The organism is Falsiroseomonas selenitidurans (assembly GCF_012103215.1).
Classification (GTDB): Bacteria; Pseudomonadota; Alphaproteobacteria; order Acetobacterales; family Acetobacteraceae; genus Falsiroseomonas; species Falsiroseomonas selenitidurans.
Window position 1 is genome coordinate 1 of record NZ_JAAVNE010000005.1, and the last position, 19,578, is coordinate 19,578.

General features: G+C 69.8%; 18 protein-coding genes and 1 tRNA gene. 8 read left to right on the forward strand and 11 right to left on the reverse strand.

The window, feature by feature from the left end:
- Positions 1–248 precede the first annotated feature (248 nt).
- Positions 249–1,061 carry a hypothetical protein gene (locus tag HEQ75_RS04530; protein ID WP_168027748.1) on the forward strand — a complete coding sequence of 271 codons (813 nt, stop codon included), beginning with the start codon at positions 249–251 and terminating at the stop codon, positions 1,059–1,061.
- Here the strand turns inward: HEQ75_RS04530 and uvrA are convergent, their stop codons facing one another.
- Complete coding sequence (gene uvrA, locus HEQ75_RS04535) at positions 1,062–3,962, reverse strand: excinuclease ABC subunit UvrA (RefSeq protein WP_168027749.1); 2,901 nt, start codon at positions 3,960–3,962, stop codon at positions 1,062–1,064.
- A 195-nt stretch (positions 3,963–4,157) separates the two neighbouring features.
- On the opposite strand from uvrA, the gene HEQ75_RS04540 reads away from it, so the two are divergent.
- The gene (locus HEQ75_RS04540) at positions 4,158–4,730 is read left to right on the forward strand and encodes a single-stranded DNA-binding protein (protein WP_168027750.1); all 573 of its coding nucleotides are present in this window, start codon (positions 4,158–4,160) and stop codon (positions 4,728–4,730) included.
- 120 nt (positions 4,731–4,850) lie between these two features.
- Complete coding sequence (locus HEQ75_RS04545; protein WP_168027751.1) at positions 4,851–5,729, forward strand: metal-dependent hydrolase; 879 nt, start codon at positions 4,851–4,853, stop codon at positions 5,727–5,729.
- A 41-nt stretch (positions 5,730–5,770) separates the two neighbouring features.
- Here the strand turns inward: HEQ75_RS04545 and HEQ75_RS04550 are convergent, their stop codons facing one another.
- Positions 5,771–6,610, reverse strand: coding sequence for a class I SAM-dependent methyltransferase (locus HEQ75_RS04550; protein ID WP_168027752.1), 840 nt, complete (start codon positions 6,608–6,610; stop codon positions 5,771–5,773).
- Positions 6,611–6,848: 238 nt separating this feature from the next.
- On the opposite strand from HEQ75_RS04550, the gene gyrA reads away from it, so the two are divergent.
- The 5 genes from gyrA (at position 6,849) to HEQ75_RS04575 (ending at position 11,458) form a co-directional block, all read left to right on the forward strand.
- The gene (gene gyrA, locus HEQ75_RS04555) at positions 6,849–9,650 is read left to right on the forward strand and encodes a DNA gyrase subunit A (RefSeq protein ID WP_268887711.1); all 2,802 of its coding nucleotides are present in this window, start codon (positions 6,849–6,851) and stop codon (positions 9,648–9,650) included.
- Positions 9,637–10,164 carry a pantetheine-phosphate adenylyltransferase gene (coaD, locus tag HEQ75_RS04560; protein WP_407925877.1) on the forward strand — a complete coding sequence of 176 codons (528 nt, stop codon included), beginning with the start codon at positions 9,637–9,639 and terminating at the stop codon, positions 10,162–10,164. Before gyrA ends, coaD begins: the two co-directional genes overlap by 14 nt.
- Before the next feature lie 53 nt (positions 10,165–10,217).
- Positions 10,218–10,736 carry a peptidylprolyl isomerase gene (locus HEQ75_RS04565; protein WP_168027885.1) on the forward strand — a complete coding sequence of 173 codons (519 nt, stop codon included), beginning with the start codon at positions 10,218–10,220 and terminating at the stop codon, positions 10,734–10,736.
- A 46-nt stretch (positions 10,737–10,782) separates the two neighbouring features.
- Complete coding sequence (locus tag HEQ75_RS04570) at positions 10,783–11,343, forward strand: peptidylprolyl isomerase (RefSeq protein ID WP_168027754.1); 561 nt, start codon at positions 10,783–10,785, stop codon at positions 11,341–11,343.
- A gap of 39 nt (positions 11,344–11,382) precedes the next feature.
- Positions 11,383–11,458 (forward strand) — tRNA-Lys (locus tag HEQ75_RS04575).
- A gap of 40 nt (positions 11,459–11,498) precedes the next feature.
- Here the strand turns inward: HEQ75_RS04575 and HEQ75_RS04580 are convergent.
- The 9 genes from HEQ75_RS04580 to HEQ75_RS04620 form a co-directional block, all read right to left on the reverse strand.
- Entirely contained in the window at positions 11,499–11,747 is a 249-nt protein-coding gene (locus HEQ75_RS04580) for a hypothetical protein (protein ID WP_168027755.1), read from the reverse strand.
- A 132-nt stretch (positions 11,748–11,879) separates the two neighbouring features.
- Positions 11,880–12,782 (reverse strand): TauD/TfdA dioxygenase family protein, encoded by a 903-nt coding sequence (locus HEQ75_RS04585; RefSeq protein ID WP_168027756.1) that lies wholly within the window; start codon positions 12,780–12,782, stop codon positions 11,880–11,882.
- A 31-nt stretch (positions 12,783–12,813) separates the two neighbouring features.
- Complete coding sequence (locus HEQ75_RS04590; RefSeq protein WP_168027757.1) at positions 12,814–13,797, reverse strand: TRAP transporter substrate-binding protein; 984 nt, start codon at positions 13,795–13,797, stop codon at positions 12,814–12,816.
- Positions 13,798–13,817: 20 nt separating this feature from the next.
- A complete protein-coding gene (locus HEQ75_RS04595) occupies positions 13,818–15,095 on the reverse strand; it encodes a TRAP transporter large permease (RefSeq protein ID WP_168027758.1) in 1,278 nt (425 codons plus the stop codon).
- Position 15,096: 1 nt separating this feature from the next.
- Positions 15,097–15,648, reverse strand: a complete 552-nt coding sequence (locus tag HEQ75_RS04600) for a TRAP transporter small permease (RefSeq protein ID WP_168027759.1) — start codon at positions 15,646–15,648, stop codon at positions 15,097–15,099.
- Between the two features lie 104 nt (positions 15,649–15,752).
- Positions 15,753–16,268, reverse strand: coding sequence for a cupin domain-containing protein (locus HEQ75_RS04605; RefSeq protein ID WP_168027760.1), 516 nt, complete (start codon positions 16,266–16,268; stop codon positions 15,753–15,755).
- 234 nt (positions 16,269–16,502) lie between these two features.
- Positions 16,503–18,011, reverse strand: a complete 1,509-nt coding sequence (locus tag HEQ75_RS04610) for a tripartite tricarboxylate transporter permease (protein WP_168027761.1) — start codon at positions 18,009–18,011, stop codon at positions 16,503–16,505.
- A gap of 12 nt (positions 18,012–18,023) precedes the next feature.
- Positions 18,024–18,482 carry a hypothetical protein gene (locus HEQ75_RS04615; RefSeq protein ID WP_168027762.1) on the reverse strand — a complete coding sequence of 153 codons (459 nt, stop codon included), beginning with the start codon at positions 18,480–18,482 and terminating at the stop codon, positions 18,024–18,026.
- A 25-nt stretch (positions 18,483–18,507) separates the two neighbouring features.
- The gene (locus tag HEQ75_RS04620; RefSeq protein ID WP_168027763.1) at positions 18,508–19,518 is read right to left on the reverse strand and encodes a Bug family tripartite tricarboxylate transporter substrate binding protein; all 1,011 of its coding nucleotides are present in this window, start codon (positions 19,516–19,518) and stop codon (positions 18,508–18,510) included.
- Positions 19,519–19,578: the final 60 nt, after the last annotated feature.

Below are 19,578 nucleotides of genomic sequence, written 5' to 3' on the forward strand. Positions count from 1 at the left end.
GGCGGCGCTGCCGCCCGCCGCGCTGCCGGCGGTGCTGCCCGTGGTGCTGGCGGCGCGTGACCTGCGGCGCCTGGCGGCGGGCCGCGCCACCCCGGCGCCGCGCCGGCTGGGGGACCGGCTGGCACTGGTCGCGGCAGGACTCCGCGGCCGGATCTGAGCATGCGACGCTGCCGGCAGGACGGGGAAGGGATCCACCAGGTGCCGAGATGCCGAGAACTGCCCGCGACGATCCTTCAGGCGGGCGCCTGATGCCGGAGGTCATCCTGTTCCAGACGGCGGATGCCGAGCATTACTACCCCATGCTGATGGCCACGCTGCCAGCCAACCGCCGATTCTGCCTGGCGCAGGGCCTGCGGATGGAGGTGTTCATCGGCATCCGCCGCGGCCGCCATGCCTGGCAGGCCAGCTACAACCGGCTCGGCTTCCTCGCCGATCGCCTGGCCGAGGATTACCGGGGCTGGGTCATCCACCTGGACGCCGATGCCTTCATCGCCGAGCCGGGCTTCGACCTGCCCGCCTACCTGCAGCGCCACGCCGAGACGGCGATGATCCACCCCCCGGGCGCGCGCACCGCCGCCTGGGACATCAATTCCGGCGTCTTCCTGTGGAACTTCGCCCGCCCCGAGGCACGCGAGGCGGCGCGGCGCTGGGTGGCAGCCTTCGCGGCGATCCCCGACGCGGCGCTGGAGGCGGCAACGCAGTGGAACATGGTGCGCAACGACCAGACCATGCTGCACCACATCCTGCGCGACGATGCGGCGCTGCTGGCCGGGCTGCATGTGGAGGATGACCGGCTGCTCGGCTACCAGCATTCCCGCTTCATCAAGCAGTTCGTGAGCAACGAGACGCACACGCTGGACCAGCGCATCGCCCGCATCGCGGCGGCGGTGGCGCTGGTGCCCGGCCAGCCCAGGGCGGCCGCGCCGGCCCCGGAGGTGGCGAGCCTGCAGGCCGCCGGCGCCCTGCTGCGCGCCGCCCCGCCTGAACTGCTGGCCCGGGCAGTGCCGCGGCACGAGGCGGCGGCGCTGGCCGTCGCGATGGCGGAGGTCCTGCGCGGCTGATCAGGCCCGCTTGCGCTTCTTCACCACCAGCGGCGTCGCCACCGTGCCGTCGCGTTCCAGGATCGGCGCCAGGAAGCGGCCGGTGTGGCTGGCGGGTTCGGCGGCCACCTGTTCCGGCGTGCCCTGCGCCACGATGCGCCCACCGCCTTCGCCACCCTCGGGGCCGAGGTCCAGCACCCAGTCCGCGGTCTTGATGACCTCGAGGTTGTGCTCGATCACCACCACCGTGTTGCCCTGGGCGACCAGCGCGTGCAGCACCTCCAGCAGTTTTCGCACGTCTTCGAAATGCAGGCCGGTCGTGGGCTCGTCCAGGATGTAGAGCGTGCGGCCGGTGGCGCGGCGCGACAACTCCTTGGACAGCTTGATGCGCTGCGCCTCGCCACCGCTCAGGGTCGTGGCCTGCTGGCCGAGATGGATGTAGCCGAGGCCGACATCCCGCAGCACCACCAGCTTGTCGCGGATGGCGGGGACGGCGGAGAAGAACTCCGCGCCCTCATCCACCGTCATGTCCAGCACATCGGCGATGGACTTGCCGCGGAATTTTACCTCAAGTGTCTCGCGGTTGTAGCGCTTGCCCTTGCAGGTGTCGCAGGTGACGTAGACGTCCGGCAGGAAGTGCATCTCGATCTTCAGCACGCCATCGCCCTGGCAGGCCTCGCAGCGGCCGCCCTTGACGTTGAAGCTGAATCGGCCGGGCGCATAGCCGCGGGCGCGTGAATCGGGCAGCTCGGAAAACCAGTCGCGGATCGGCGCGAAGAGGCCGGTATAGGTGGCCGGGTTCGATCGCGGCGTGCGGCCGATCGGCGACTGGTCGATGTCGATGATCTTGTCGAGATGCTCCAGCCCCTCGATCCGTTCATGCGGGGCAGGGACCTCGCCGCTGCCCATCAGGCGGCGGGAGGCCGCCTTGAACAGCGTCTCGATGATCAGGGTGGATTTGCCGCCGCCGGAGACGCCGGCGATGCAGCAGAAGGTGCCGAGCGGGATTTCCGCCGTGACGTCCTTCAGGTTGTTGCCGCGCGCGCCCACCACGCGCACCAGGCGCTTCGGGTCGATGGCCCGGCGGGTTTCCGGCATGGGGATGCGGCGCGCGCCGGAGAGGTACTGGCCGGTGATGCTGGCGGGATTCGCCTCCACCTCCGCCGGCGTGCCCTGGGCGATGATGCGGCCGCCGCCCTTGCCGGCAGCGGGGCCGATATCGATCAGGTGGTCGGCGCTGCGGATCGCATCCTCGTCGTGTTCCACCACCAGCACCGTGTTGCCGATGTCGCGCAGCCGGCGCAGCGTCTTCAGCAGGCGCTCATTGTCCCGCTGGTGCAGGCCGATGCTGGGCTCGTCCAGCACATACAGCACGCCGGTCAGCCCGCTGCCGATCTGGGACGCCAGGCGGATGCGCTGGGATTCGCCGCCCGAGAGGGTGGCGGAGGACCGGCCGAGGCTGAGGTAGTCCAGCCCGACGTCGACCAGGAACTGCAGCCGCTCCTCGATCTCGCGCAGGATGCGGCGGGCGATCTCCTGGCGCTGCGGCGTCAGCGTCTCCATCACCCCCGCGAACCACTTTCGGGATTTGATGATCGAGAGGTCGTTCACCATGCCGATATGCTCGCCGGCGATCTTCACCGAGAGCGATTCCGGCTTCAGCCGGTGGCCATGGCAGGTCGGGCAGGCGCGGGAGGCCTGGTAGCGCGAGAGATCTTCCCGCACCCAGGGATTGTCGGTTTCGCGGTAGCGGCGTTCGAGGTTGGGGATGACGCCCTCGAAGGCCTTCTTCACGTCATAGGCGCGCAGGCCGTCCTTGTATTTCAGCGTGATGACCTCGGACCCCGTGCCGTGCATCACCGCGTGGCGGAACGCCTTGGTCAGGTCGCCCCATGGCGTGGTCATGGGCACCTTGAAGTGCCGCGCCAGGCTCTCCAGCGTCTGGTCGTAATAGGGCGACTGCGCCCCGGCCCAGGGTTGCACCGCGCCATCCTTCAGCGACTTGGTGTCATCCGGCACCACCAGTTGCGGGTCGAAGAAGCTCTGCGTGCCCAGGCCGTCGCAGGCCGGGCAGGCGCCCTGCGGGGAGTTGAAGGAGAACAGCCGGGGTTCGATCTCCTCGATGGTGAAGCCGGAGACGGGGCAGGCGAATTTCTGGCTGAACACGGTTCTTTCGCCCGCCTCCGGCGGGACGCGGCCTCCGCCATCCGCGTTCTCGGCATAGGCGACGCCGTCCGCCAGCCCCAGCGCGGTTTCCAGGCTGTCCGCCAGCCGCGCCTCGATGCCTTCCCGGACCACGATGCGGTCCACCACCACCTCGATGTCGTATTTCAGCTTCTTGTTCAGCGCCGGCACCTCGCCGATCGCGTGCAGCACGCCGTTGACCTTCACGCGCTCGAAGCCGCGGCGCTGGAATTCGAGGAAATCCTTCTTGAACTCGCCCTTCTTGCCCTTCGCCACCGGCGCCAGCAGCAGCAGGCGCGTGCCTTCCGGCATGGCCATGATGCGGTCCACCATCTGGGAGACCGTCTGCGCCTCGATCGGCAGGCCGGTGGCGGGCGAATAGGGCACGCCGACACGCGCCCAGAGCAGGCGCATGTAGTCATGGATTTCCGTCACCGTGCCGACGGTGGAGCGCGGGTTGTGGCTGGTGGTCTTCTGCTCGATGGAAATCGCCGGCGACAGGCCCTCGATGCTGTCCACATCCGGCTTCTGCATCAGTTGCAGGAATTGCCGCGCATAGGCCGAGAGGGATTCGACATAGCGCCGCTGGCCCTCCGCATAGATGGTGTCGAAGGCCAGCGAGGATTTGCCGGAGCCGGAAAGGCCGGTGACCACCGTCAGCGTGTCCCGCGGAATATCGATGTCGATGTTCTTGAGGTTGTGCTCCCGCGCGCCGCGGACGCGGATCTGGCCGCTCATGGATGGTCCACCGATTTCGAGGGGACGCCGCGCCCGGGGAGGGTGTCGACGTTCACATTGTGTTCTAGCTGTTTTGCCACCATATAGGTGGGGGTGGAAGGGGTTTTACGAGGTGCCGTCGGCGCAGTGCTGCTGCGACTGGCCTGCGCGGCGGCCACGGGCTAGCTTCCGCGGTCGAATTCAAGGGATGCGGCCATGGCCGGTGTGAACAAGGTGATCCTGGTGGGCCGGCTCGGCCGGGACCCGGAGGTGCGGAACTTCCAGAATGGCGGGCGCGTGGTGAATCTGCGCCTGGCCACTTCGGAGCGCTTCAAGGACCGCGAGGGCAACCAGCAGGAGCGGACGGAGTGGCACTCCGTCGCGATCTTCAACGAGAAGCTGGGCGAGATTGCCGAGAAGTACCTGAAGAAGGGCTCCGAGGTCTATGTCGAGGGCCAGCTTGAGACCCGCAAATGGCAGGACCAGGCGGGCCAGGACCGCTATTCCACCGAGATCGTGCTGCGCCAGTTCCGCGGTGAGATCGCGCTGCTCGGTGGCCGCGCGGGCGGCGGCGCGTCCGATCCCGGCGATGGCGAATCGGGTGGCTATGGCGGCGGCGGCGGGGGCGGCAGCTATGGCGGGGGTGGCGGCGGTGGCCGTTCCTCGGCCCCGGCGCGCTCGGGTGGCGGCGGCTGGGACAACAGCGGCGGCGCGCGTGCCGGCGGCGGCGGGCGCAGCGCGCCGCCGAAAGGCGGTGCCAGCGACCTGGACGACGATATTCCGTTCTGAGGCCCAGGCCGCGGCGTCTCGCGCGACCTGTCCGGTGCCGGAAATTTAGCCGGTCTTATCGCGTCTCGAAAGCCGCTCTCGCGCTTGATGCAAGTCGGGGGTGTCCTTATTTAGCCAAGGGTGAGCCAGACCCGAATCCCCCCGCGCGAGACGCCGATCGAGATCATCCGCAGGCGCGTGCGCCTCGCCTATGACGCGGTCGCCGCCAAGGCCTGGACCCGCCTGCCGCGGGTGACGGAGGATGGTCTCAACGCCATTTCCTTCCTTTTCCCGGCCGGGGAGACCTTCTTCGTCCGCTCCGTGGCGCATTACCGGGACCGCATCACCGATCCGGCGCTGAAGGACGCTGCTTCCCGCTTCATCTTCCAGGAGGCGATGCACTCCAAGGAGCATGAGCGCTCCAACGCCGCGCTGCGCGAAGCGAATGTGCTGGGCGCGGAGCTTGAGGTGGTGGCGAAGGTGCTGCTGGGCGCCGCGCGGTGGTTCCTGCCGCCGGCCACACGGCTGGCCGTCACCTGCGCACTGGAACATTTCACCGCGATGCTGGCGGAACGCCTGCTGTCCCGCCGCTGGCTGGCCCGGGAAGGCACGGACCCTGCCTTCGCCGGCCTCTGGCTCTGGCATGCGGCGGAGGAGATCGAGCACAAGGCCGTGTGCTTCGACGTCTATGAGCACGTCTTCGGCCGTGGCGTGCTGGCCTGGCTGCACCGCATCGCGGCCATGGCATTGGTCAGCTTCTGCGGTGCGATGGGCCTGCTGACTGCCTTCACCGTGGTGCGGGTGAAGCTGGCTCTGCGAGGGCGCCGCGGGCGGGCGCGAAAGGCGCCGGACGGCAAGGCGGGGCCGAGCCTGGGCAATCTGTTCGCCACGGTCTCTGCACAGAGCTACTTCGCCTATTTCCGTCGCGACTTTCATCCCTGGGACCAGGATGACCGGCCGCTTCTGGAGGAATGGAAGCGCGAGAATCCCGGCTTCGGCCTTCACGAGCCTGCGGCCTAGGCAATCCGTTCCGTCACGCGGCCCAGCAGGGGTTGGCCGGGTCAGCCCCGGTCGAAGCGCAGCAGGCTGTATTTCAGCAGGCCGCTTCGGCCATAGAAATCCAGCAGCCCGATCAGCGGCGCGCTGAAGCCGCGCACCAGCCGGCTGCCGCCCGACTGCTGCGCCAAATGCTTCAGAAAGGCATAGGTGGGCAGGGTGTGGCGGGTGATGTCGCGCAGCGTCGTCACCCTCAGCCCGGCCCGCGCCGCCAGCGCGCGGTAGCCGGCGGCGGTGCAGGAGGTGTCGCATTCCCCCAGCACGTTGATCCGCCGCAGCGCCCGCAGCTTCGGCAGCCGCCCGAAGGGCGCGAAGAAGGGGGAGGGCACGAAATCCGAGATCACCAGCGCACCGCCCGGCCGCAGCACCCGCCGCACCTCCGCCAGGAAGGCGGCGCGCGAGGGGAAGTGGAAGATGCACTCCACCGCCAGCACCCGGTCGAAGCTGGCATCGGCGAAGGGCAGGGTGCAGGCATCCGCCGCGACGAAGCGCAGGGTGCTGCCCGGCCGCGGCCGCGCCACGCGGGCGGCGCGCTGCAGCTGGCGGGGGTCGATGTTCAGCCCCGTCATGTCCAGCCGCTCCACCCGTTCATCCAGGCAGGCCAGGGTGCCGCCGAAGCCGCAGCCGGCATCCAGCACCCGCATGCCAGGGGCGATCCCGGCCAGGTCCAGCAGTTCCAGGCTCAGACGCTCCGCCGCGCGGCCGTAATCCTCGGCCTGGTCGGGGCGGGCGGCGGCGGGGTCGGGCCAGTAGCCCCAGTGGATGTGGCGGCCGAAGCTGCGTTCCAGCTGCGGGTTGCCACGCGCCAGCTGGGCCAGGAGTTGGTCGATATAGGGCAGGGTCATTGGCGCGCCCCACCCTGCATGCCATCCTGCCGCATCCGAAGCCGCCCCCCTCCGCGCCGCGGAACGGGGCGCCGTGCCGGGCATGATAGGCCAGCCCAGGCCGGAAGCGAAACGCCAGCCCCCCGACACGCGGAAATGGCCGCCGATCGGGCCGGGCACCCTTCCGCCGGGGCGCCAAATTGCCTAATCCACAAGCCGCAGGGCCTGTCCATGCCCGGGTGCCCATGAGGAATCCGCGTTGAGCGCAACGTCACCGCCACCTGGCGATCCGCCCACCCCCAGCGACATCGCGCCGATCGGGCTCGAGGAGGAGATGCGCCGCTCCTACCTCGACTATGCGATGTCCGTCATCGTCTCCCGCGCCCTGCCGGATGCGCGGGACGGGCTGAAGCCCGTGCATCGCCGCATCCTGTTCAGCATGAACGAGAACGGCTTCGCCCCCGACAAGCCGCACCGCAAATCGGCCCGCGTGGTCGGCGACGTGATGGGTAAGTACCACCCGCATGGCGACAGCAGCATCTACGACGCGCTGGTGCGCATGGCGCAGCCCTTCGCGATGCGGGTGCCGCTGATCGACGGGCAGGGCAATTTCGGCTCCATGGATGGCGATCCGGCGGCGGCCATGCGCTACACGGAAGCCCGCCTGGCCCGTGCCGCGACCGCCCTGCTGGAGGGGATCGACGAGGACACCGTCGATTTCCAGTCCAACTACGACGAATCGGCCAGTGAGCCGAAGGTGCTGCCCGCCGCCTTCCCGAACCTGCTGGTGAACGGCGCCGGCGGCATCGCCGTCGGCATGGCCACCAACATCCCGCCGCACAATCCGGGGGAGGTGATCGACGCCACGCTGGCGATGATCGCCGACCCTGCCATCAGCCTGGAAGCGCTGATGAAGATCATGCCCGGGCCGGACTTCCCGACCGGCGGGCTGATCCTCGGCCGGTCCGGCATCCGCAGCGCCTTCGAGACGGGGCGGGGTTCGATCCCGCTGCGTGCCCGCGCCACCATCGAGGACATGCGCGGCGGGCGGTCCATGATCGTGGTCACGGAGATCCCGTACCAGGTCAACAAGTCGACGCTGATCGAGAAGATCGCGGAGCTGGTGCGCGCCAAGGCGATCGAGGGCATCTCCGACCTGCGCGACGAATCGGACCGCGACGGGCTGCGCATCGTCGTCGAGCTGAAGAAGGACGCGACGCCGGAGGTGGTGCTGAACCAGCTCTACCGCTTCACCCAGCTGCAGACCTCCTTCCCAGTCAACTTCGTGGCGCTGGATGAGGGGCGGCCGCGGCAGATGGCGCTGCGCGACGCGCTGCTGGCCTTCATCAGGTTCCGCGAGGAGGTGATCCTGCGGCGGTCGCGCTTCCGCCTGGCCAAGGCGCGGGAACGCGGCCACCAGCTGATCGGCCTGGCCATCGCGGTGGCCAATATCGACGAGGTGATCCGCCTGATCCGCGCCGCGCCGGATGCGGCCACCGCGCGCGCGCAGCTGATGGCGCGGGACTGGCCGGCGGCCGATGTGGCGCCGCTGCTGGCGCTGGTCGATGACGAGCGCAACACGCTGACGCCCGACGGCCTGGTTCGCCTGACCGAGGAGCAGGCCCGCGGCATCCTGGCGCTGACCCTGAGCCGCCTGACCGGGCTGGAGCGGGAGAAGATCAACGCCGAGCTGTCCGATGTCGCCGGCACCATCAGCAACCTGCTGGACATCCTCTCCTCCCGCCCGCGGCGCCTGGAGTTGATGGCGCAGGAACTGGCGCAGGTCCGCGCGCAGATCGCCGTGCCGCGGATGACCGAGATCGTCGACGGCGTGGCCGACCAGGACGATGAAAGCCTGATCGAGCCCGGCACCATGGTGGTGACGCTGACGCGCGACGGCTATGTGAAGCGCACCGGACTCGACGTGTTCCGCAGCCAGAACCGCGGCGGCCGTGGCCGGTCCGGCGCCGGCACCCGGGAAGACGACATCGTGGTGCGCAGCTTCGTGGCGCACACCCATCAATGGGTGCTGTTCTTCACCTCCCGCGGCATGGCCTTCCGCGAGAAGATCTGGCAATTGCCCGAAGGCGGCGCCACCGGCCGCGGCCGCAGCCTGCGCCAGGTGCTGCAGTTGCAGCAGGATGAGCAGGTGACGGCGGTGCTGCCGCTGCCGCAGGACGAGGCGCTGTGGGAGAACCTGCACCTGGTCTTCGCCACCGCGCAGGGCAATGTCCGCCGCAACAAGCTCTCGGACTTCCGCAACGTTCGCTCCATGGGGTTGATCGCCATGAAGCTGGACGAGGGCGACAGCCTGATCGGCGTCGCCACCTGCCGGGAGGGCGACGACGTGATGCTGGCCACCCGCAACGGCCGCTGCATCCGCTTCCAGGCGGAGGCGGAGACGCTCCGGGTCTTCGCCGGGCGCGATTCGACGGGCGTGCGCGGCATCCGCCTGCTGGGCGAGGATGCGGTGATCTCGCTCGCCGTGCTGACGCATGGGGAGGCGGAGCCGGAGGAACGCACCGCCTATCTGCGCCACAGCGCCCAGAAGCGTCGCGCGGCCGGGGAAGATGTCTCGGCCGATGCCGAGGAGGGCGAGGAGGCCGAGGCCGCTGCCGGGGAGGTTTCCGCCGAGCGGCTGGAGGCGATGGAGCGGCTGGAGCAGATCCTGCTCGTGGTCACCGATCGCGGCTTCGGCAAGCGCAGCAGTGCCTATGAATACCGCGTCACCGGGCGCGGCGGGCAGGGCATCACCAACATCAACCTCACCCCCCGCACGGGGCGGGAGGTGGTGGCCACCTTCGCCGTGCGCGCCGGCGACGGCGTGATGCTGGTGACCGACAATGGCCGGCTGATCCGCCTGCCGGCAGACCAGATCCGCATCACCGGCCGCGGCGCCATGGGGGTGACCCTGCTGCGGCTGAACGAGGGGGAGCGTGTCACCTCCTGCTTCCCGGTGGTGGAGGATGTGGAGGCGCAGGTGGACGGCCCGGCAGAGGAAGCGGGCCGCCCGCCGGAAGCGGGACCCGGGCGTGGGGCAGGGGACGATGCGGATGGCTGAACTACGGACCGGCATCTATCCGGGCACCTTCGACCCGGTGACCAACGGCCATCTGGACGTCATTGCCCGCGCCGCGCGGCTGGTGGACCGGCTGGTGGTGGGGGTCGCCATCAATGCCGGCAAGGGGCCGCTTTTCCCGCTGGACGAGCGGGTGGAGCTGGTGCGGGCGGAAACCGACCCGATCGCCGCCGCGGCGGGGTCCGAGATCGTGGTGGTGCCCTTCACCGGCCTGCTGATCGACTTCGCCCGGCAATCCGGCGCGCGGATGATCATCCGCGGGCTGCGGGCGGTGTCCGATTTCGACTACGAATTCCAGATGGCAGGGATGAACCACCGCCTGGCGCCGGACGTTGAGACCGTCTTCCTGATGGCCAGCGAAACGAACCAGTTCATCTCCTCCCGTTTCGTGAAGGAAGTGGCGACGCTGGGGGGGGACGTGTCCTCCTTCGTGCCGAAGCTCACCCTCGACCGCACGCTGGCGCGCGTGCGCAACCGCAAGGACGCCGCCGAATGACCGAACCGCGCTTTCTCCGCCGTGCCCTGCTGGGCGCGGGTCTCGCCGCGCCGATGCTGGCCGCGCCGCAGGCCCGGGCGCAGACCAACCCCGAGAACACCCTTTACCTGGAGCTGAAGGATGGCCGCGTGACCATCCTGCTGCTGCCGGACCTGGCGCCGCGCCATGTGGAGCGCATCAAGCTGCTCGCCCGCCGCGGCTTCTACGACAACACCCCCTTCCACCGCGTGATCGAGGGCTTCATGGCGCAGGGTGGCGACCCCACCGGCACCGGCACCGGCGGGTCCGACCTGCCGGACCTGCCGGCGGAGTTCACCCCCGCCAGCCGGGCCCGCTTCCTGCGCGGCACCTGCGGCATGGCGCGGACCAGCAACCCGAACAGCGCCAACAGCCAGTTCTTCATCATGTTCGCGCCGGCGCCGAACCTGGATGGCCAGTACACCATCTGGGGCCGCGTCATCGGCGGGATGGAGGCGGTGGACAAGATCAAGCGCGGGCGTGGCCCCTCCGGCATGGTGCCCATGCCCCCCGACCGCATCCGGGCGATGCGCGTCGCCGCCGACATCCGCTGAACGCGCATCCGCCCTGCCTCCCCCCCAGCCAGAAGGATTTCACCCGATGAGCGCATCGATCGCGCCCGAGAACACGTTGCTGCTGGAATTGAACAGCGGCACCGTGACCATCGAATTGCTGCCGGACCTGGCGCCGCTGCATGTCGAGCGCATCCGCACCCTCGCCAGCGCCGGCTTCTACGACAACACGCCCTTCCACCGCGTCATCGAGGGCTTCATGGCCCAGGGTGGCGACCCGACCGGCACCGGCACGGGCGGTTCCGAGCACCCGGACCTGCCGGCCGAATTCAGCCCACCGGGCAAGGCGAAGTTCCTGCGCGGCGTCTGCGGCATGGCCCGCACCAACAACCCGAACAGCGCCAACAGCCAGTTCTTCATCATGTTCGCCCCGGCGCCGAGCCTGGACGGGCAGTACACGATCTGGGGCCGGGTGGTGGACGGCATGGACCATGTGGACCGCATCAAGCGCGGCCAGGGCCCGAATGGCCTGGCGCGCGACCCGGACCGCATCAAGTCGCTCCGCGTCGGCAGCGCCGCCGCCGCCGCGCCGGCGGAAGCCGAGGCTGGCGCCGAAGGGGTTGACAGCACCCCCGCCGCCGACGCCTAACACGCCTCCGCGCGCCCGTTTCGCGGGCGCGCGCACCCCGAGCCCGTAGCTCAGCCGGTAGAGCACGTGACTTTTAATCATGGGGTCGTGGGTTCGAGTCCCACCGGGCTCACCATGGTTTCCGCCAGGCGCGGCCCCAAGCAGCCCTGCAGGCGTCAGGGATCCTGGCTGCCGTCCATCGGCGCGGTCCCGCCGCTGTGCGAAACTTGTCCAGAGGGCGTGACGACCGTCGTGTCGGGAAGGCCCGCGAAGAACGGAAGGGACGTTCCGAAATTCGGCAGGTTCTCGAGGGGGACGCCGGTTCCGCCGCCCAGGGGGAATGTCTGCGGTTGGAAGGTCACCCCGCCCCACACCTGGGCAAGCGCCCCATCATCCAGCGGCCGGATACCGTCTTCGCCTGCCATCGGCCGCGCTCCGCCGCCTCGGGCGATCCGCCCGGATGTTTTCCCTGCCCCTGGCAGACTCTCAATGGCCACCCGCGCAAGAATGGATGCCAGAGGAGGCGCGCCGGTGTCAAAGGTTCCGGCGCGCAGCCCTCAGCCCACCGGCCGCACCGTATCCAGCAGGATCAGCCGGTGCAGGCGCCTGCGATACAGCCCCTCATCCCATTCGCTGGCGCGGTGCAGGCTGCAGCGGTTGTCGCTCATCAGCACGTCGCCCGGCTGCCAATGATGCTCATGGACGAAGTCCGGCCTGGTGATCTGCGCCAGCAGGCGGGCGAACAGCGCATCGGCCTCCGGCTTCGGCAGGCCCTGGATCTCCGAGCCCCATTCGCCGCCCAGATACAGCCCGCGCCTTCCCGATTCCGGGTGGGTGCGCACCAGCGGATGCACCACGTCCGGGAAGCGCGCCGCCTCTGCCTGGCATTGTTCCTCCGTCGCGTCGGGGAACAACTCCCGGTACAGCCGGGCGCGGCTGTGCAGCACGCCGAGGCCGCTGGCCTTCTGGCGCGTTTCCTCGTCCAGCGCCTCCCAGGCCGCGATGCCGTTGGCGTAGCGGGTGTGGCCGGCCACCGGCGGCACTTCCAGCGCGTGCAGGAAGGTGAACAGCGCCGGGTGCTCCAGGTGGTAGTGGTCGGTGTGCCAGTTCAGCCCGACCTTGGCCGCGCCGGCCGGCTTGCCGTTCTCCACCACATTGCCCACCACGAAGATCTCGTGGTGGTCCGGCAAGCACAGGTCGCGGCGGCTGTGCAGGTCCAGCCTGTCGCCGAAGCGGCGGGCGAAGCCGACATAGCCCGCCGGCGTCAGGTGCTGCTGGCCACGCACCAGCAGCAGCGTGCGTTCCACCACGGCGCCGCGCAGGATGGCGGTGATCTCCGCATCCTCCGGCGCCGCCAGGTCGAGCCCGCCGATCTCCACGCCGATATTCGGCCCCAGTTCCCGCACCGCCAGCCCGCGGCGCGCCGCGGCGCTGCGCCAGGCCATCAGGCTTGCTGCCATCTTGCGATCTCCTCTCGATCGAACGCCGTGGTCAGACCAGCTCCTGCACCAGCTTCAGGCGGCGCTTGTCGGCCTCGCTGGTCAGGAAGCGCGCGTAGAGCGGCTGCGCCGCGGCCTGGAACGGCGCCTTGTCCGGGTCCGTCACCGTGGCGCCGTGGGCCATCACCTGGGTGTGCAGCGCGGCTTCGCCCTGAACCACCAGGTTGCGCTCGAAGCTGGCGGATTCATTTGCCGCCTGCTGCACCGCCGCCTTGATGTCGGCCGGCAGCGAGGCCCAGCGGCGCTCGGACAGGATCACCGGCGCGGTCAGCGCCAGCCAGCCGATGCGCGCCCAGTTCTTCGCCACCTCGTAGAATTTCTGCCCGACATAATTGGTGTAGGCAGCCTCCGCCCCATCCACCACGCCGACCTGCAGCGCGCCATACAGCTCGCCATAGGCCAGCGGCGTGGCATTGGCGCCGAAGGCCTGGAAGGCGGCGACATGCACCGGGTTCTGCTGCGTGCGCACCTTGCGCCCGCGCAGGTCGCCGATGCTCGTCACCGCACCGCGCGCCATCACATGCCGGATGCCGGAGGAGTACAGCGACAGCAGCCGGAAGTTGCGGCCGCGGGAGGCCTCGACCAGCTCGCCGATCAGCGGGGAGCCGGCGATCTTGTCCAGATGCGCGTAGTCCCGCACCAGATAGGGCATGTCGAAAAGCTGGAAGTCCTTCACGAAGTTCGCGAAGGCGGCGTGGGAGGGCACGGCGATGTCGATGGTGCCCAGCGCCACGCCCTCGATCATCGGCAGCTCGTTGCCCAGCTGGCCGTTCGGGAAGATCTGCAGCCCGGCGCGGCCCCCGGTGAGTTCCCGCAGCCGGCGGTCCATCACCTTCAGCCCTTCATCCTGCACCTCGCCCACCGCATTGGTGTGCGCCGCCTTCAGCACCAGGGTCTGCGCCAGCGCCGGGCGGGCGATGAAGGGCGCGGCAAAGCCGAGGGCGGCAAGCCCGCGCCGGGTGGTCACCAGGGTCATCAGGGTCTCTCCTTGCAGGATCAGAAGACTGCGCGCGGCAGCCAGAGGACGATGTCGGGCAGGTAGGTGGCCAGCAGCAGCATCAGCAGCATGGGGATCAGCGGCAGCCAGACCTTGCTGCTGACCTGCGTCACGGAGCGCCCGGCGACGGTGCCGGCGACGAACAGGCAGATGCCATAGGGCGGCGTGATCAGCCCGATGGAGAGGTTGATCGCCACCACCACGCCGAAATGCAGCGGGTCGATGCCCAGATGCACCGCGACGGGCATCAGCACCGGCATCAGGATCAGGATGGCGGAGATGCTCTCCATGAACATGCCGACCACCAGCAGCAGCAGGTTTACCACCAGCAGGAACACCCAGGCGGCGCCGACATTCTGGGCGAACCAGCCGCTGATCATCGCCGGCACGTCCTGCACGGCGATGAGCCAGGAGAAGATGGAGGCGGTGCCGATGATGATCATGACGGCGGAGGAAAGCCCCGCCGCGCGCAGCATGATCGCCGGCAAATCCGCCAGCCGCATCTCCCGGTACACCAGCAGGCTGACCAGCAGCGCCACGGCCACCGCCAGCACGGCGGCTTCCGTCGGCGTCACCACCCCGCCGACGATGCCGCCGACGATGATGACGGGCAGCGTCAGCGCCGGCAGCGCATGGCGCAGGGCCTGGCCCAGGCGCGGCAGGCTGAACGGCTCGGCATCCGCGTAGCGGGCCGGGTCGCGGCGGGCGAAGACCCAGTTCGCCGCCATCAGCCCGGCCGCCGCCAGCAGCCCAGGCACCAGCCCGCCCAGGAACATGGCGCCCACCGAAAGGTCGGAGATCATCGCCAGCACCACCATGATGATCGACGGCGGGATGATCGGCCCCAGCGCGCCGGCCGCGGCGATGGCGGCGGCGGCGTAGTCGATGTCGTAGCCGCGGCGCTTCATCTCCGGGATCAGGATGGAGGAGACGGCCGCGGTATCCGCGCTGCCGGAGCCGGAGATGGCGGCAAGCCCGGTGCCGGTGACGGTTGCCACCATGAACAGGCTGCCGCGGATCCAGCCCACCATGGCGCCGGCCAGGCCGACGATGGCGCGCGCGATGCCGCCGCGCTCCATGATGAGGCCGGCCAGCACGAAGAAGGGGATGGCCAGCAGGGTGAAGCTGTCCAGCCCGTTGTAGAGCCGCTGCGCGACGACGACGAGCGGGGTGGCGTCGCTCAGCGCCAGGGTCAGCGCCCCGGCGACGCCGAGCACGAAGACCATCGGCGCGCCGGCCAGCATCAGGAGCAGGAAGGACCCGAAGGTGAGCGCCATGTCAGTCGGCCCTCTCGCCCAGGTCGGCCGCCGGGGCCTGGCCGAGGATGGTGGCGCCGAAGGCCAGCGCCAGTTCCAGCGCCAGGTAGGCGGCGCTGACCGGCAGGGCGATGTAGGGCACCTGCATGGAAATCTGCAGCGCGGCGCTGGTCTGGATGGCGCCGATCTCGATCAGCAGCATCCCGCCCTCGAACACCACGTAGAGGAACCACAGGCACAGCGCGGCGACGGGCAGCATCAGCAGCCGCGCGGCCAGCGGCGGCAGGCGGGCCACCAGCGTGTCGATCGAGACATGCAGCCGCGCCCGCATGGCGTAGCCGGCGCCCAGCAGCACCATCCAGATCTGCGCGAAGGTCGCGAGTTCGGTCGCGCCGCCGATGGAGAAGTTCAGCAGGTAGCGGCCGGCGACCTGCGCCAGCACCGCCACCACCATCACGCCCAGCAGCAGGATCAGGGTGAGGTCGACAAGGCGGCGCAGCAGGTGCAGCAGCAGCGCGGCGGCGCGCAGCATGGCCCCCTGCGATGCACCGATGGCCAGGCCTGATCCCTGCATGCACCAACTCCCCCGCCGGTGGTCCCGGATTCGGCCGGGAGCGGCGGGAGCTTAGCAAGCCCTGTGCCATGGGTGCGGGCGGCCTGGGTGCCGCCCGCCGCGTGTCAGGCCGGCTGGGCCGTGACCTCGACATAGGGCAGGCGCTTCACCCGCTCCATGTTCACACCCTCGATGCGCAGCAGCCGGGTCGGGCCGTCGCGGCGCGGCGCGTGCAGGGCGCCCGGCTCGTACAGATAGGCGTCGCCCGGGCGCATGGTGTAGTCGCGCAGGCGCTTCGCCTTGCCGGCCTTCATGGCATCCGGCCGCGCCAGGCATTCGAAATCGGTCATCACCGTCTCACCGGCCGCCTGGCCGTAGATGGCCCAGGAGGGGCCGTGGTCGTGCGGCGGGCTGGTCTTGGCGTCGCCATAGGCGTGCGCCAGCACGGTGAAGCCGAGTTCCGGATCCTCGAACAGCACATGCCGTTCCGGGCCGCCGGCGGGGATGTAGGTGGCGACGAAATCGACATCCTGCAGCGCGTCCCGGACCAGGGCGCACACCGCCTCCCGCCCTTCGGGGCCGGGCTTGTCCTTCAGCGCGGCATGGCAGCGCGTGGTGAAGTCTTCGAGTGTCAGAGCCATTGGCTGGCCTCCTGCGGTGACGGACGGGGGAATCTTCTCCTCGCCGCGCGGGGTGTCAACGGAAACCCATGCTCGCGCCGCAGGCGGCGGCGGCTGTTCCCGCTGCGCAACTGCCCAAGCGCTGCGCGTATACTGGCGGCGCCCAAGCCTCCGCGCGCTGCGCGCTCAGGCCTCCGCGCGCTGCGCGCTCAGGCCTCCGCGTGCTGCGCGCTCAGGCCTCCGCGCGCTGCGCGCTCAGGCCTCCGCGCGCTGCGCGCGACGCCGCCTCACATCACGCCGCACCGACAGCACCAGCGACACGACCATCAGCACCAGGATGCCCACCGCCACCGGATGCTCCAGGATGTACAGCGGGTCGCCGCCGGCCAGCTGCCAGGCGCGCAGCAGTTCCGTCTCGATCAGCCGCCCCAGCAGCAGCCCGACCACGATCGCCGCCACCGGGAAGCCGTAGCGCGACATCAGCCAACCCAGCACGGCGAAGACGAACAGCGTGATCGGCCCGGCGATGGAGCCCTCGATGGCGAAGGCGCCCATGGTGGACATCACCAGGACCGAGGGGATCAGGTAGCGCAGCGGCAGCCGCACGACGGTGGAGGCGATGAAGACGAAGCCGGTGCCCACCACCAGCAGCACGAAGGCCTGCGCGAAGTTGGACAGGATGATCGCATAGACGATGTCCCGGTTCTGCTCCATGAAGCGCGGCCCGCCGACCACGTTGTGCATGGCGAAGGCCGCCAGCAGGATCGCCGTCGCGCCGCCGCCCGGAATGCCGAGTGCCAGCATGGTCGCCATCGACCCGCCCTCGGAACTGCTGTTGGCGGATTCCGCGGCGATCACCCCCTCCACATTCCCCTTGCCGAAGCTTGCCGGATCCTTCGAGGCGCGCCGTGCCTCACCATAGGAGATCAGGTTGGCGATGGAGGAGCCGATGCCCGGCACCGCGCCGATGAAAATGCCGACGAATGTGCCGCGCAGCTGGCTCAGCGGGTGGCGCAGCACCATCAGGCCGCCATCCAGGATGCGGCGCAGGCTGATGGTGCGATGCTCCTCCGCCTCCACGATGAACTTCGCATTGACCAGCGCGAACAACTGGCTTGCCGCCAGCAGCCCGACCATGGCGGGGATGGTGGGCACGCCGTCCAGCAGCCAGGGGATGCCCATGTCGCCGCGCATGTAGCCAGCCGTGTTCATCCCCACCGTGCCGCACAGCACGCCGATGGCCGCCGCGAACAGCCCCTTGGCCACGGTGGACCCGCCGATGGAGCCCAGCAGCACCATGCCCCAGATGCCGATCGCCGCCATCTCGTACGGCCCGATGCGCAGCACGATCTCGGCCAGCGGCTGCACCAGCACGAACAGCACGATGTAGGACACCAGCACGCCGATGCAGGAGGCGAACAGCGCGGCGCCCAGCGCCTCGTTGTGCTGGCCCTTTCGGGCCATCGGGTAGCCGTCGAAGGTGGTGGCGACGGCGGAGGAGGTGCCGGGGATGTTGATCAGCACGGCGGGGATGGAGCCGCCGAAACCCGCCCCGGTATAGACCGAGGTGAGGAAGATGATCGCCGGCAGGAAGTCCATGTACAGCGTGGCCGGCAGCACCAGCGCCATGGCCATGGAGACGGAAATGCCGGGCAGGGCGCCGAACAGCAGCCCGATCAGCAGGCCAGGCACCACCCAGATCCAGGCTTCGGGCGAGCCGGCAAGCATGCCGACGGCGGAGCCGAAGGCGGGAAAGTCGATCATGGCGCGGGGGGCCTAGAGCAGGCTGGTGGGGAAGGGGTAGGGCACCAGAAGGCGAAAGCCATGCACCACCCCCAGGCTGAACAGCGGCGGGAACAGCAGCAGCGCCAGCGGCTTGCGTTCGCCGCCGATGGCCAGGCCCACCAGGGCGAAGCCGCAGATGGCGACATCGTAGCCCAGCGGCTCCAGCGCCAGGATGAAGCCGCCAAAGGCTGCGACCATGGCCAGGATGCGCAGGATGTCGGCGCGGCTTTCCCCCGCCGGCCCGGCCGGGGCCCGCGCCCGCAGGAAGCCCCAGGCCAGCACCGCCCACAGCAGCAGCACCAGCCAGGCCGTGGGTTGCAGCAGCAGCAGGTTCTGCGGGTCGAGGGAGACGCCGCGCGCCTCCAGCAGGAAGGCCAGCGCGACGCCGGACAGCGCCGTCACCAGCAGCAGCGGCGCCCAGGCAATGTGGCGCCGCACGGTCGTCTCCATCCGCGGCGTTCCCCCGGCCTTCGCTTCAGGTGCGCTTCAGCAGGTCGGCGTAGCGTTCCATCAGCGCGGCGCTGCTGAGGTAGGCGCGGTTGGACGCCTCCGGCCCGTACCAGGTGGTGGAGAGCTGCTGGTTGCCCAGCGTGCTGACGCATTCCGGGTCCTTCGTCGCGCGCTCGATGCCCTGCAGCAGGATGCGGTAGCGCTCCGGCTGCGCTTCCACGAAGCGCTTCAGCACCACGAAGCCACGCTGCGAGCCATCCACCGATTGCGGGGCGAAGTTGTTGGCCTTGGCATGGTCGGACAGCAGCGTGACGCCCGGGTATTCGGACCACGCCTCGTCGCTGAACAGCATCAGCGGGCGGATCCGGTCCTTGATCGGCAGGAAGCCCTCGCCGCCGACGAAGCCGACATCGACATGCCCGCCCGCCGTCGCCGTGCGGGCCGGACCGCCGCCATCATAGGTGACAACGCGCACCTTGGAGCGGTCGATGCCGTGCGCCTGCAGGAACAGCGCCATGTTGATGAGGTCGGCGGAAGCCGGCTGCACGCCGAGCGACAGGCTGCGCGGGTCCGCCTTCAGCCGGGCGACGACATCGTCGATGGAGCGGATGTCCTTGCTGCTGGCGCAGGCCGCCATGGTCAGGTCCCGCGAGGGCAGGTTGATCATGTGGAAGTCGTCCGCCTTGTAGCGGGCGTTCCGCGTCAGGATCGACAGCGGGATGTAGGGGCCGGCGGAGTGCACCATCACCATGTAGCCGTCATCCGGCTGCTGCATGTAGAAGGTGTTGCCCAGCACGGTGCCGCCGCCCGGGCGGTTCATCACCGTCACCGGCTGGCCGAGGTGCTTCTGCAGGAAGGGTGCCATGGAGCGCGCCAGGCGGTCGTTGTAGCCGCCGGTCGCGAAGGGGACCAGCAGCGTGATCGGCCGCTCCGGGAAGCCCTGGGCACGGCCGATCGACGGCGCGGCGAGCACGGCGCCCGCGGTGGCCAGAAGCAGTGCGCGGCGGCGCGGCATGGCGATGGAATCCTGGGTCATTGGCCGTATCTCCCTGCATCCGGCACGCGATGGCCGGGTTGCTCTTGGTCTTCCGCTTTC